This is a genomic window from Bradyrhizobium sp. 45 (assembly GCF_023073155.1).
Classification (GTDB): Bacteria; Pseudomonadota; Alphaproteobacteria; order Rhizobiales; family Xanthobacteraceae; genus Bradyrhizobium; species Bradyrhizobium canariense_D.
Genome location: NZ_JADPIX010000116.1, coordinates 1 through 12,297 on the forward strand (window position 1 = coordinate 1; position 12,297 = coordinate 12,297).

The following is a 12,297-nucleotide window of genomic DNA, read 5'->3' on the forward strand; positions in this document are numbered from 1 at the left end:
ATAATGCGCAGCAGATCGCAAGCCGTTTTAGCCGATCTCCACAAGCCGGCCGCGCTAAGAATCTTCCTTCACATTATGATCTGCTGCTGATTACTTGAATAATGGCAAGCTCGCCATTACTCCAACCACGAACCGATATAATCGGCGTGCCGCACCGTTGGCACGATACCGAGCGACGCGCAACCGAACGCGGAGGCAATTTCCGCGACCAACTCCTCGAAGGCATACTTCTTGGTACCAAAGCTGCCCGACATGTCGCGGTTGAGACGTGACGGATGGCCGCTGGCATGCGCCAGCTCATGCAAGGCCGTTCGATGCCAGTTGATCGGCTCGAAATAAGCTTGCGGTGGCGGCACCTGCACATAATCTTCTGTCGGCGCATAAAAGGCGCGGTTGCCGCCGGTGCGGAAGTCGATGCGAGTCGCCTTGATGAGCTTTTCGACCTGCGGCTCGATCAGGTCTGGCGGCGGAGGCGGCGCTGTTGTTGCGATCTCCGGAGGCAAGCCCTCGCATTGATCGATTTTGAAAAGTGTGAAGCGCTTGAGGAACGGAATGGTCTGCGCTTCCTCACCGTTCTCGCTCGCGCGGCGCTGTTCGTCGACCGGCACAAAGCGGTCGGCATAGACGACGGTCGTGCCGCGCTCGCCCTTGCGAACGTGACCACCGAGCGATAGCGCCTGGCGGAATGTGAGCCAGCTCTGACCTGTGAATGCGCGTTCGGTGGCAGCCCCCCAGAGAATTAGTATGTTAACGCCGCTGTATTGGCGGCCGGTCGCAGCACTCTTCGGCATGGCCAAAGGCGCCCTCGCCGCCGCGGTGCCCCAAGGCTGCACCCACGGCACACGGCCGGCCTCCAGTTCGGCGATGATCTTGTTGGTGATGTCGTCATAAAGGCTCGTCCGGTCCTCACCGGTGCGCGCCCGAGGATGATGTCTGGACATCGCGGATCTCCGCGACGGGCGCCGCGAGCCTCTCTCGCAGCCTGTAACCCGTCACGGCAAAACCGCGCGACACTCTTACTCTCAGCCTCTCATTCAGAATGCGACATTTGCGACCCGGTCCGCCTTCCGTCCCAAGTTTTCAGGACTAGATACTGAGATGCCTGGGGCCCCAGGCCCGACCGGGCGTGCGCCAAGAGCGCATCGCCTCGACGGGAAATGGCACCCGGAGAGCGTGAGCATAGCGACCCGAAGGGGCACGCGGGTCCGAGTGCAGCGACGAGACCGGTTCAATAGTGGCACCCGGGAACGGGGCAGTGATAGCGATCGCCGCAGGCGGGCCCCTTTCCCGAGTGCCCCCGGCGAGGAGCTCCGCAGCTCTTGCGCGAGGGATCGAAGCCGGACGGCCGAGACGCAAAGCGGCTCGGTTCAACGAGAGCCCGATGCGGCGGAAGCCGCACGCGCACAAGCGGAAGAACTCCACCAGGGCTTAAGTCGGAGGACCTAGATTTCCTCGCGCGCATTGGTGTGCGCGTCATAGATCCTGATCTGAAGCATGGGAAAACGCTTCTTTAGTTCTTCCACCTGCCCTGGCGCCGCCTCTGGCTGCAAATTCGGCTTTGAGCCGGCCGTCCACTTCAAGCGCGCAACCAGAGGCCGGCAATTCACCGGTGGCTGCAACCATTTCATTCCCGTTGTGCAGTGAGGGGATTGGAAATGATGGGTAGAGTGAGCAGCCCAAACGGCGCCAGAGCCACCTGCCCAAGTGTCGTGATTGGCTAACGCCCGTTCTGGATTGGTGCCCCGCAGGGATCGCATCAAGGATGGGCATTTGCATCGTCCGAACAGGCAGACGGCCTTCCACTTGCGCGGATGCATGCACGATAGAGCCACGGCTCGACGTAGCTGCCCTTCCAAAGTCCTCGGCCCGCGCGCTCAGCCTCGCGCTGAGCTTCGTGATACCTGCCCTTCGAGTATTGGGGCCAATCCAGCGCAAGACCGTTGCGTACAAGCCAACCACCGAGATCCTTGCCTGCGACCGAGCAGGTCGCGACCGTGCGGCCATACGGGTCGAGGCTGACTGGAACACAATTGACGGCACTGCGGCCAATGAAGGCATCAAGGTCGTTCGCGGCCTGAGCACCACACCGATATTGCAGACTGTCGTCGCCACGGCACAGCTGGCTGCTCTCCGGTGCATCGATGCCCCAGAGCCGGATGCGCACTCCATGTATTTCCAATGTGTCGCCGTCGATAACACTGGCCTGGCCGACAAAATCGTCGGCCAATGCTACGCTCGACAAAACGGCGATAATCAATGCGACAGAGGTTCGACGCATTCCAATGACCTTCTAGCTACCGCAAATCTCGTGGATCGGATTTCGGCCAGTTCGCGAGTGGCTTCAGCGCCGGCAGGTTCTCGGGCGGCTCAGGATAGTGAAACTCCGTGCGGCGCCGCCAGTGTCCCTCGGAGCGAGCCCAGAGCAGAATTGCGTCCATCAGCCAAGTGAATTCGTAAACCTTTCAGACGCCGTCATTCTTTATAACTTCGCCGGTCGCGTTGGATGCCCGCTGTTCAGCCGGCGAAGCGCGTAAATTTCGTCCCAGCGCGCCCCTTTCGGAGGACGCAAGGCGCTGCAGCGCCCTTTACCAGACGAGGGGCTGAACGTCGTCATGCGCGATGCGGACAAGGAAGGACAAGATTGCGGCGTGGCTGGTTTTGCACAGGGCGGCGGAACACGTGGAAAAGCACCTGCCCCAACGATTTGGCATCCCTGCTCTGTGTTAGCAGCCCGGAACGAACCGAGGGCTGCGAGGATCCGTCCCTCGCGGAGGAGCGATCTTGATGCTGATGACCAAGGAGAGGCGGACGGCGATCCGCACGGTACGGGGGTGGGCGATAGCCGTGCTGCAGGAGGCAGGCGCGATCCGCGAGTGTGCGTACCATGGCTGGATGCAGGACCGCGCAGATCCGCACGCCCGTGAGCAGGCGTTCCAAATCGCCCGCCAGGATCCGCCACCGGGCCTTTCGCCCGAGGCGGCCGCCGGGGCTGTGACCGAGGTCCTGGACTCGATCGGCGATACCTGCCCCGAATGCCCGACCGAGGTCTAGGCACGCGCTGAACGATCGACGCCAGCAAAGGTGACTAACGCCCGAGACGCTTCTCGACGCGCTTGCGGCTGTTGCCGACCTTTTTGACAGCCTTTTTGACCGCTGATGCCGACCGCCCGGTCTTCTTGGACTCGTACCCCACCTCATACTTTTGCCCGCGGGCCACACGGGCTCGGTCCTGCTTGCGCCCGCGTGCTGTTTTCTTCTTCGCTGTCGCCATCGGCTCCTCCTGATGGATTGATGATGAAGCAACGCAGTAAAGGATTCACGGGGTCCGGAACGATTCGAACTATGTCAGTTTGAATCAGCTGTTGCGTGGAGTGCTTCAGTGGCGTTTCAGCGTAAAAAAGCGGCCGGCATCGGCGTCAAGGCGCCGTTGCCCGGCTTCATCGAACCGGCCTTGGCAACCTCGATCGAGAGGGTGCCGTCCGGCAGGCGATGGATTCACGAAATCAAGTTTGACGGCTACCGGGTCCAGGTCCACCTGGCCAGCGAGGTGGCCAAGATCTTTACCCGGCGCCGCCACGACTGGACTCACCGCTTCAAGAAGGTCGCCCACGACGCCTGGCGCATCAGGGCGAGCTCGGCCCTCATCGACGGCGAGATCGTCGTCCCCGCCGCCGACGGCACGACCGATTTCTCGGTGCTGCAGACCGAGAAGGGTAGGTCGGCCAAGATCGTGCTGGTGGCGTTCGATCTGCTCTATCTGAATGGCCGCGATCTTCGGAAGCTGCCGCTGATCCAGAGGAAAGCCGAGCTGAGGAAGATCGTCGATGGCACGGACGTCCAGTTCAGCGAAAGCTTCGAGATCGAGGGACGCGAGATGTTCGCACACGCCTGCAAGCTCGGCCTGGAAGGTGTCGTGTCGAAGGTGCGAGACGGTCCTACCAGCGATTGGGTGAAAAAAACATGCGCCCGGCGGGAGACGCTGACCATTGCCGGTTTCGCACTCGATGGAACGAGGTGGGACGGCATCTATGTCGGCCGCCGCAAGGGCGACGATCTGATCTATGCGGGCAAGGTCGACCATGGCTTTGACAAGACTTCAGCCGCTGATCTCCAGAAGAGACTGAAGCCACTGATCCGGAAGACGCAGCCGTACACGAAGCAGATCGCACATAAGGGTATCTGGGTCGAACCAAAGCTGCTCGCCGAGATTGAGTATCGCGCGAAGTCGGCCGAGGGAAAGGTCCGGCACCCGTTCTTCCGGGGCCTGCGGGAGGATCTGTGATGGATGCATTCGATCGCTTCTGGCAATGGGCGAAGAAGCCTGCGGAAAGCTCGCTGACGATTCCGGCCGAGCTACATCGGGCCGTCATGGAGCTCGCTCGTGAGAAGCGATGGGACCGCGCCGCGGTGAACCAAGCCGCAGCACGCGTACCAGATCCCGATCGATAAACGTCTGGAGGGGCAGCTGGCCTTTGCTCGTGGATGCCGCCACAGAAGCTAATCCCGCGCGCGCCGCAAGGCGGCTTCCAATCGCCCCTTCTCCTTATCCCAGCGGGCTTGTTCGGTTTGCGATCTCTTCTCAAGAGCCTCGACCTCGGCCTGAATCGCCGCGGCTCTCTTTGCCTGCTCCTGCTCGGCCTTGTCCAACGCAGCCTGTGCCTTGTCGACCGCCTGCTGACGGCGTTCACGCTCCTTCTGCCTGGCGGCCTCTTCCTTCGACCGTTCAAGCTCCCGGCGCTTCTGCTCCCGTTCGTAGGCGAGAGCGGCCCTCCGCTCCGCAGCCTTGTCGACGGGGCGAGGGGAAGGCTTCTTCGCCTTTGGGCCTTTCGACTTGCGGGCGGCTTTCCTTAATCCTCCGCCGCCAAGATCGGTGGGCGCTCGGCATGTTCGCTGAAAGGTCGGTCGGTTCCAACCGGGCGCCTGAGAACGACGCCGGGCTTTGCCATGGTCGCGGCGATGATGTCTGGATCGTGGCTCTCTTTCGCCGCGCCCTGATGAAACAGATTGCTGTCGGCGCCCCACGTTTCCAGAGCCGCTTTCATGGAGGGAGCGGCCATCGCCAGATCGAAGAAGCCCAGCGAAGTCTGGTAGGACTTCAGTTTTTCTGGCCATGAGACGCTTCCCCGCCCACTGGCCGCTGCCTCGCGATCAGCTCTGCCGTTTACATCGCGAGCAGAGAATTTCCAAAGGGGCGAACAGAGCGGCCGGCCCGGGAGATATCCCAACGCATCCGGCTTGTCGGAGCGAGCTTTCCGTGAACCCACGTCAAGGATACCCTACGCCGACTTCCGCTGCGGTTTGGCCGCCGGCTTCTTCGCCGCGGCCTCCTTGGCCGGTTTCTTGCCGGCAATCGGCATCAGCATTTCCTTCTGCCCGGCCAAGGCCTTGCGCGCCTTCCTGGCTGGCTTCTTCTGCGAGTCTGTCGCTGCCGCCGCGTCTGCTCCAATGCTCTTGCGCAGCGCGTCCATCAGGTCCACCACGTTCTCGCCGCGGGGACGCGCTTTCGCGGTAATCGGCTTGCCGGCGCGCTTCTGGTTGATGAGATCGATGAGGGCGGTTTCGTACTGGTCTTCGAACTTCTCCGGCTCGAAATGGCCCGCCTTCTGATTGACGATGTGCTTGGCGAGGTCGAGCATGTCCTTGGTAACTTTGACGTCCTGGATATCGTCGAAATACTCATCCGCGGGACGGGCAGCAGCGTACCCATCAAACCTTTATCCAGCGGCTCCAGCGCGATGATGTGCTCGCGATTGGTCAGTACCACCCGACCGATGGCGACCTTGTTCATCTCGCGGATGGTTTCGCGAATGACGGCGAAGGCGTCGTGACCTACCTTGCCGTCGGGACGCAGGTAGTAGGGGCGGATGAGGTATCGGGGATCGATCTCACTGCGATCGACGAACTCGTCGACCTCGATGGTTCGCGTCGATTCCAGCGCGACGTTTTCGAGCTCCTCCTTGGTCACCTCGATCAAGGTGTATCGACCTTATAGCCCTTGACGATGTCCTCGTTGGCGACCTCTTCGCCGCTGTCGGCATCGACCTTGGCGTACTTGATGCGATGGCCGGTCTTCCGGTTGAGCTGATTGAAGGAGACTTTTTCGGATTCCGATGTGGCCGGATAGAGCGCAACCGGACAGGTGACGAGCGAAAGGCGCAGGAAGCCTTTCCAGCTAGCGCGGGGGGCCATGGTGGCGGAACTCCAATACTGATGCCGGAAGACGAATGGCCCGGCTTGGTTCCGACATCGCGGTCTTGACCGAACGACCCGTGAGCTTGGCGCATGCTGACCCAAAAAAAATGGCCGCTGAAGCGGCCCATAGGCGGGGTCCCTCCGCTCCGGAATCGCCGACTCTGAACTGAGAACAAAATTACTTGTTTAATGCCCTTGGGTCGGTTGCGACTCGGATGCAAATGGGCTTCATGCAACCATAAATACTGAAAATTACTTGTAGCGGGTTTTTCATGAGCGAGGTTCCAAAGCCTACCGAATACTGAGCCTTGATGGTGGGGGAGCGAAAGGTTTCTACAGCCTCGGCGTCCTGAAAGAAATTGAAGGATTGGTCGGCTGTCGGCTGCACGAGAAGTTTGACCTTGTGTTCGGTACCAGCACCGGAGCGATCATCGCCGCACTCATTGCGCTGGGGTACTCGGTCGATGAGATCCACGAACTGTACAAGGTGCATGTTCCCATCGTCATGGAGAGGAAGTCAGCTCCGGACAAAACAAAGGCCCTGTCCGAACTTGCCGTAACGGTATTCGGTGAGAAGAAATTCGATGCTGTAAAGACCGGCGTGGGCATCGTCACTACTAAGTGGGTGATCGAACGCCCTATGATTTTCAAGGGCAGTGTCGCGCAAGCGCATGGGCGGACAGGAACGTTCGCTCCTGGCTTCGGCTGCACGATAGCCGATGCGGTGGAGGCTTCTTGCTCCGCCTATCCATTCTTTGAGCGAAAGACGGTTGTCACTGCCGCTGGCGATCATGTCGAGCTAATCGATGGGGGATACTGCGCGAACAACCCGACACTCTATGCAATTGCTGATGCCAAAATGGCAATAAAGCTGCCCCCCGAACAATTGAGGGTCGTGAGTGTCGGGGTCGGCATGTATCCCGAACCCAAACCCGCATTCTTTAGCAAAATGTGGTTCGCGCAATATCTGCAGAGCGTCCAACTGTTGCAGAAGACGCTGGAAATAAACACGCAGTCAATGGACCAGCTCAGAGCCATCCTATTCAAAAGTATTCCGACCATCCGGATTAGCGACACGTTTGAAAAGCCGGAGATGGCAACTGACTTGTTTGAAAGCGATATGGCAAAGCTCAATATACTTCATCAACGGGGGCGCGAATCGTTCGCCTCTCGCGAATTAGACCTCAAGAAAATTCTTTTGTAGCTGGAATATCATTATGGGAATCGCAGAATCACAACTGACCACTTGGTCGGCACAGGGCTCCGTAAAGCAGTCGCGCGACACGTACGCGTCTGTCAGAGGCGTACTAGAGGACAGCAACGCGCCCTATTCCGCGAAAACATATGAGACTTTCCTCCAAGGCTCATACGGAAATGATACGAGTGTCTACGCTGACAGCGATGTGGATGTGGTGATGAGGCTGGACTCAATCTTCTACTACGATCTAAGCCGTATGACGGAGAGCGAGCGCACCGAGTACGAAAAGAACTTCGGCGACGGGCAATACAGCGTCGGACAATTCAAGACCGAGGTCTTGGGATGGCTCAAGAAGAATTACGGGGAAAGCGTCAAGCTCGGTAAGAAAGCACTTTTCATTCCCAGCAGCGGGAATCGACGAGATACTGATGTGCTCGTTTGTGCGCAGTTCAGGCGTTATCACAAGTTCGCTGGCCCCAACGATCAGAAATACGATGTAGGTATTTGTTTTTTCCTTTCTGATAACACGCGCATAGAGAATTTTCCCAAACAGCACTCGACCAACTGCACCGAAAAGCACAAGGCGACGAACCAATGGTTCAAGCCATCCGTCCGCATGTTCAAGAACATGCGGAACAGGATGATCGAAAGAGGCGAACTCGCTGAAGGCGTGGCCCCGTCGTGTTACCTGGAAGGAATGCTTTATAATGTGCCGGCCGATAAATTTGGCAGCTCCTATCAGGATACGTTCACCAAGTGCTACAACTGGATTGTGCAAACTGACAGCACCAAGCTTGTCTGCGCGAACTAGATGCACTGGCTGGTCAGGGACAATCAGCACACCTCATGGCCCGTGGCCAATTTCAACACGTATCTGACAGCCGCCAAGAAGCATTGGGAGAAGGGTTAGCTGGAGACCGAATCAGATCGGGTGCGCGATTCGGTCAAGTCAATTCAGATTCCCCCACAGTTAGGCGCTATAAATGTTTTTCTGCAGCTTGAAGCAGTGACGCGCACATCTCACGTATCCGTAAGCTTCGGGATGCTGAAATGCTTGAGCACGACTATGCACTTTTAGGCGGCCTCGACCGAGCACAGGTTGGACGCTATCTAAGTCTCGTTGCCGCATCGGTTTCGGCGGGAATCGTGTTTGTGCTTCTTGCCGCCGTTAACCTGGTTCAGCGGCTCGGCCTTCCCGCGAATCTAACACCGTCTGTTTTGTCTTTGGTCGGAGCCGGCGCCGTGTTTGGCGCGCTTTATTGGATCTTCAATCGGTACGCTTGGCAATGGCCCGTACTGAACTCAGCGGTAAAGGTTCCGAACTTGTCCGGGGAATGGGAATGCATGGGCAAGACATTCCAGCCCGACGGAAAGGTTCAATATGAATGGAAAGCCACGGTCACGATCTTTCAGCGCTGGGACAAGATCCGAGTTCGATTGAAAACTGAACAGTCAGGCTCCGATAGCATTGCGGCGGCGTTGGTCTGCGACGACTCCGACGGCCATCGGCTTCTTTACAATTATCGCAACCACCCGCGGATCGGAGAGGTTGAGCTTAAGAGCCATCTCGGCTTTTGCGACCTTAACTTCTCCAAAGATTTGAAATCGGCCGAAGGAGAATACTTCAACGGGCATGGTCGCAACACGTTCGGCGTCATGCATTTAACGAGGAGATGAAATGCCCCGAAATATCAATGCGCGATTAGGTCAACTCAAGACCCGACGACAAGGCATGGACCGGCTCGGTCGTCTCTCGCAAGACGCACAACGCGAGATCATAACAAAGAGTTTGCAAGCTGAAAGCTGGCAGAAGCGAGCTTCTTATCAGCCAAACACGCAGTATGCACTCGGCGCCATGCAGGAGGTCGGACCTGAATATACGCGGATCAGTCGCGAAACTGCCGAGCGCGTCGGAAAGCAGTTGGCCAGCTCAATTAGGTTGGTGGAATTTGAGCTGCAGGGATCCGTGCCGCTCAATGTACATATCCGCGGCGTGAGCGACGTAGACCTGCTCACGCTCGACACAAGTTTTTTGATTTACGATTCTACGGGTATAGCCGGCCGAGGCGGTTCCTACTCTCCAACACCAAAAACATCGCTCAGCGTCCTATCCGACCTGCGCAAAAATGTCGAAACGGTCCTACCCGCAAGTTTTCCTGCTGCAAAAGTAGATAGTTCCGGCGGAAAGGCGGTTAACATCTCGGGGGGATCGCTCGCTCGGCCCGTCGATGTCGTCCCTTCACACTGGTATGATACGGCAACGTATCAGCAGTCCCGGCAGCTGCACGATCGCGCCGTCTATATTCTGAATAAGAAGACCTCTGAAACGATCAGCAATTACCCGTTCTTGCATATAAAGTGCATCTCTGACCGGTGCGATGAAGCGTTAGGCGGACTTCGAAAGACAATCCGGCTGTGTAAGAACGTCAAGGCCGATGCCATTGAAGAAGGAACGCCCATCTCCTTGCCGAGCTTTGATATTGCGGCAACGATGTACCACGCGGATATGATGGCGTTAAAGATCGGCTATCTTTACGAACTGAGGATTTTGGCGGAGACTCAGCGACATCTTGACTTTCTCTACCACAACGAAGCACATGCGAAGACGCTGCGAGTGCCAGACGGATCGCGGAAGATTTTCGACACGCAGGAGAAGTACGAGGGGTTAAGGAAGTTATCCATCGAGATAGACGATCTTCTGCGCGAGGTAGCAAAAGAGCAGAAGCCAAGCATTCTCCTGGAAGGGGGCACAGCCCTTCAGTCGGGCCGCGACGCGATTTCTTCTCTTACGATTGGCTAGGTGCTTGTCGGTAGAAAGGGCCTCGCCGGTGAGCCGAGGGATGTGAGCAGTCAGCGAATTGGACAACCGATCGATTCGGAGTCACGTGCGCCTGAAGCTACAAAAGGACACTCTTCCCACGAACGCACTTTTCGGCACCGACTTTGGAAATCAAGTACAAGACATCAACGCCGTCGATCATGGACATAGCGATGCAACTGTTGAAGGCAGATCCGCGGTTAGTCTCGATTGAAAATGTTTGAGACTTAGCAAACAGCCGGAAAGACCAGCCGGAGATCATATAAGCCGAATGCAAGCCTCTTCTGCCGATCATGATTGCTCCATCGTGCACCGCGGGATTGAGCTGAGTTGCGTCAGCCAATACTCCAGCAAAGCGCTCATCAAACGGCGCGCCGACTGCGGGGGCCGGGTCGCGGGGCATCGGCGCGCAGTCGCCTGGAAGGCCGCCGGTATATAAGCAGAGGATTCTGGTCGATTGCTCGGAGACATCGGCCGCAAGCAACTTTACAGTGTAGTCAATTCGTTCCATGATTATTGCCTTAACACTTCCACCCGATGTGTGTCACCTGTGTTGCACCTTCTGCCGGTCCGGCTGCTTTTTCAGGGTGTCATTGCGCTCGTTGCACTGGCAATCGCCGCGGCATTCTATGCTGGATGGCTCAATCCCAGCAACGCCGCGCACAACCTCGCGCTACTCCTTCGCGTTTCTTCAAGCCTTGCCGTCGCTCTGAGTGTTGCGCTCGTTGCTGTTTGGCGATGGGTACCGTCGTTGCAGAAGTTTATTTTTCCCTATCTTGGCGGACTTTGGACCGGGGTGATTAGGTTCTCCAACGAAGATGGCAGCGAGGGATTGCGGAAAGTCACGATGGAGGTGAAGCACACGCCATTTGGCTTAAAACTCGTTCTCGACAGCAAAGAATCTGTTTCCTGGACGCTTTCGGTCCAGGCCGATCGGAACGCGGACTTTGAACGATTTCGGCTTTTTTACATTTACCTGAATGAGCGCAAGGAAGGCGTTGTTGGGGCGCGTGAGCGCTACCGGGGAGTCGCGATCATGCGGGTTGAGGCCGGTGCCCCGCTCAAGCTCTTCGGCGACTATTTTACGGAGACAGATCGACGTGGAATAATTGAACTGATTGCGGCGCGCCTTCATCCGTGGTGGATGATCTGGCGGTAATTCTCTCACCGCAATTCACGGTCGTTCAAATCGCAATAAAGGTGCCGTCGCGGAATTCAGCCACTCCACGAGTGGTTTGGAGTTATCCGTTCTGCGCGATTAGAACGATTACGTTGTCCTGCCGCGTCGGCTCCACCAGTTCCGCACCAGAAGGGCTCTGGCACTGGCTCGGCTCGATCCCGCACTGGATCTATCCCACGGCTCTTCGCCGCGATGGTGCGCTCTGGCGGCAGGTGGTGCTGTGGATATCCGGGATTTGCCTCATGGTGGCGGTGACCGGCTTCTGGATCGGCGTCCTGCGGTTGCGCTGGCGCCGGCGTTATGTCGGAGGCGCCTTCACGCCCTATCGCGGCTGGATGGCGTGGCACCATATCGCCGGGCTGGTCGGTGGTATGTTCGTGCTGACATGGATGTTCAGCGGCTGGCTGTCGCTCAATCCCGGAGAGTATTTTGCCGTTCGGGGGCCGACCAGGGACATGGCCGTGTGATATGCCGGACATGAAGAACCAGAGATCGCCGGCGCCTTCCGGTCGATGCCTTCGCGGGGAGCGGTGGAAGCCCGCTTCGTCTGGCTCGGCAGCCATCCGCTGATGGTGCTCGCCGACCGCGAGGGTCGTCAGACCACTGCCGACGCAGCCAGCGGCGGCGCGACACTGCTGTCCGACGACCAGATCTTCGCGGCCGCCAGCGGATTGTTGCCGAACGCGGCAATGACCATGCATCTGCGCCTCGGGCAGTTCGACAGTAAGCGTAGCGCCGCGGCCCTTTAGATTGTCTGTGCGCGATCTTGGGAGCACCGTTAGAAGAGTCATCTTCTGCAAGGGTGCTCATAATGGACGACCATTCGGACGACATAAGACGACCATTGACACAGCGTATCGAAGTGTACGCCGGCGCAGGCCGTAAGCAGTGGCCGGATGATTTGAAGGC

15 protein-coding genes and 2 pseudogenes are annotated in these 12,297 nt (G+C 58.1%); 10 read left to right on the forward strand and 7 right to left on the reverse strand.

Features of this window, described 5'->3' with window-relative positions; translation table 11 throughout:
- Positions 1–68: 68 nt before the first annotated feature.
- Both IVB42_RS19935 and IVB42_RS19940 read right to left on the reverse strand, forming a co-directional pair.
- Positions 69–941 (reverse strand): annotated as a pseudogene (locus IVB42_RS19935) (zincin-like metallopeptidase domain-containing protein).
- Between the two features lie 815 nt (positions 942–1,756).
- Positions 1,757–2,278, reverse strand: coding sequence for a thermonuclease family protein (locus IVB42_RS19940; protein WP_247300134.1), 522 nt, complete (start codon positions 2,276–2,278; stop codon positions 1,757–1,759).
- Positions 2,279–2,784: 506 nt separating this feature from the next.
- Between IVB42_RS19940 and IVB42_RS19945 the strand changes: the two genes are divergently transcribed.
- On the forward strand, positions 2,785–3,051 hold the full coding sequence (locus IVB42_RS19945) for a hypothetical protein (RefSeq protein ID WP_247300132.1): 267 nt from the start codon (positions 2,785–2,787) through the stop codon (positions 3,049–3,051).
- Between the two features lie 34 nt (positions 3,052–3,085).
- On the opposite strand, the gene IVB42_RS19950 is transcribed toward IVB42_RS19945, so the two are convergent.
- Complete coding sequence (locus IVB42_RS19950; RefSeq protein ID WP_247338168.1) at positions 3,086–3,271, reverse strand: DUF3606 domain-containing protein; 186 nt, start codon at positions 3,269–3,271, stop codon at positions 3,086–3,088.
- 108 nt (positions 3,272–3,379) lie between these two features.
- On the opposite strand from IVB42_RS19950, the gene ligD reads away from it, so the two are divergent.
- Both ligD and IVB42_RS19960 read left to right on the forward strand, forming a co-directional pair.
- Positions 3,380–4,282 (forward strand): non-homologous end-joining DNA ligase, encoded by a 903-nt coding sequence (gene ligD, locus IVB42_RS19955; protein ID WP_247471142.1) that lies wholly within the window; start codon positions 3,380–3,382, stop codon positions 4,280–4,282.
- Complete coding sequence (locus tag IVB42_RS19960) at positions 4,282–4,449, forward strand: hypothetical protein (protein WP_247471145.1); 168 nt, start codon at positions 4,282–4,284, stop codon at positions 4,447–4,449. Before ligD ends, IVB42_RS19960 begins: the two co-directional genes overlap by 1 nt.
- A gap of 48 nt (positions 4,450–4,497) precedes the next feature.
- Here the strand turns inward: IVB42_RS19960 and IVB42_RS19965 are convergent, their stop codons facing one another.
- The 3 genes and pseudogenes from IVB42_RS19965 to IVB42_RS19975 form a co-directional block, all read right to left on the reverse strand.
- Positions 4,498–4,647, reverse strand: coding sequence for a hypothetical protein (locus IVB42_RS19965; RefSeq protein WP_247471149.1), 150 nt, complete (start codon positions 4,645–4,647; stop codon positions 4,498–4,500).
- A 200-nt stretch (positions 4,648–4,847) separates the two neighbouring features.
- Positions 4,848–5,264, reverse strand: coding sequence for a hypothetical protein (locus tag IVB42_RS19970; protein WP_247471152.1), 417 nt, complete (start codon positions 5,262–5,264; stop codon positions 4,848–4,850).
- Positions 5,265–5,276: 12 nt separating this feature from the next.
- Positions 5,277–6,189: pseudogene (locus IVB42_RS19975) on the reverse strand (Ku protein).
- Positions 6,190–6,493: 304 nt separating this feature from the next.
- On the opposite strand from IVB42_RS19975, the gene IVB42_RS19980 reads away from it, so the two are divergent.
- From IVB42_RS19980 to IVB42_RS19995, 4 genes are all read left to right on the forward strand, one after another.
- Positions 6,494–7,396: a patatin-like phospholipase family protein gene (locus IVB42_RS19980; protein ID WP_247471174.1), complete on the forward strand. Its 903-nt coding sequence runs from the start codon at positions 6,494–6,496 to the stop codon at positions 7,394–7,396.
- A gap of 13 nt (positions 7,397–7,409) precedes the next feature.
- Positions 7,410–8,201, forward strand: a complete 792-nt coding sequence (locus tag IVB42_RS19985; protein ID WP_247471156.1) for a nucleotidyltransferase — start codon at positions 7,410–7,412, stop codon at positions 8,199–8,201.
- 239 nt (positions 8,202–8,440) lie between these two features.
- Positions 8,441–9,067 (forward strand): hypothetical protein, encoded by a 627-nt coding sequence (locus IVB42_RS19990; RefSeq protein WP_247471159.1) that lies wholly within the window; start codon positions 8,441–8,443, stop codon positions 9,065–9,067.
- Position 9,068: 1 nt separating this feature from the next.
- Positions 9,069–10,190: a hypothetical protein gene (locus IVB42_RS19995; RefSeq protein WP_247471162.1), complete on the forward strand. Its 1,122-nt coding sequence runs from the start codon at positions 9,069–9,071 to the stop codon at positions 10,188–10,190.
- A gap of 97 nt (positions 10,191–10,287) precedes the next feature.
- Here IVB42_RS19995 and IVB42_RS20000 read toward each other — a convergent pair whose 3' ends face one another.
- Entirely contained in the window at positions 10,288–10,719 is a 432-nt protein-coding gene (locus IVB42_RS20000) for a hypothetical protein (protein ID WP_247471164.1), read from the reverse strand.
- Between the two features lie 39 nt (positions 10,720–10,758).
- Here IVB42_RS20000 and IVB42_RS20005 point away from each other — a divergent pair, with 39 nt between their 5' ends.
- From IVB42_RS20005 to IVB42_RS20015, 3 genes are all read left to right on the forward strand, one after another.
- A complete protein-coding gene (locus IVB42_RS20005) occupies positions 10,759–11,367 on the forward strand; it encodes a hypothetical protein (protein WP_247471167.1) in 609 nt (202 codons plus the stop codon).
- Positions 11,368–11,480: 113 nt separating this feature from the next.
- Entirely contained in the window at positions 11,481–11,855 is a 375-nt protein-coding gene (locus IVB42_RS20010; RefSeq protein ID WP_247471170.1) for a hypothetical protein, read from the forward strand.
- Between the two features lie 63 nt (positions 11,856–11,918).
- Positions 11,919–12,137 (forward strand): hypothetical protein, encoded by a 219-nt coding sequence (locus IVB42_RS20015; protein WP_247471172.1) that lies wholly within the window; start codon positions 11,919–11,921, stop codon positions 12,135–12,137.
- The last annotated feature ends 160 nt before the right edge of the window (positions 12,138–12,297 follow it).

Excerpts from the sequence above, each read along its gene's own strand:
- IVB42_RS19940 (WP_247300134.1), bottom strand. The coding sequence starts at position 2,278 with ATGCGTCGAACCTCTGTCGCATTGATTATCGCCGTTTTGTCGAGCGTA.
- IVB42_RS19990 (WP_247471159.1), top strand. The coding sequence starts at position 8,441 with ATGCTTGAGCACGACTATGCACTTTTAGGCGGCCTCGACCGAGCACAG.
- IVB42_RS19945 (WP_247300132.1), top strand. The coding sequence starts at position 2,785 with ATGCTGATGACCAAGGAGAGGCGGACGGCGATCCGCACGGTACGGGGG.
- IVB42_RS19960 (WP_247471145.1), top strand. The coding sequence starts at position 4,282 with ATGGATGCATTCGATCGCTTCTGGCAATGGGCGAAGAAGCCTGCGGAA.
- IVB42_RS20000 (WP_247471164.1), bottom strand. The coding sequence starts at position 10,719 with ATGGAACGAATTGACTACACTGTAAAGTTGCTTGCGGCCGATGTCTCC.
- IVB42_RS19985 (WP_247471156.1), top strand. The coding sequence starts at position 7,410 with ATGGGAATCGCAGAATCACAACTGACCACTTGGTCGGCACAGGGCTCC.
- IVB42_RS19950 (WP_247338168.1), bottom strand. The coding sequence starts at position 3,271 with ATGGCGACAGCGAAGAAGAAAACAGCACGCGGGCGCAAGCAGGACCGA.
- IVB42_RS19995 (WP_247471162.1), top strand. The coding sequence starts at position 9,069 with ATGCCCCGAAATATCAATGCGCGATTAGGTCAACTCAAGACCCGACGA.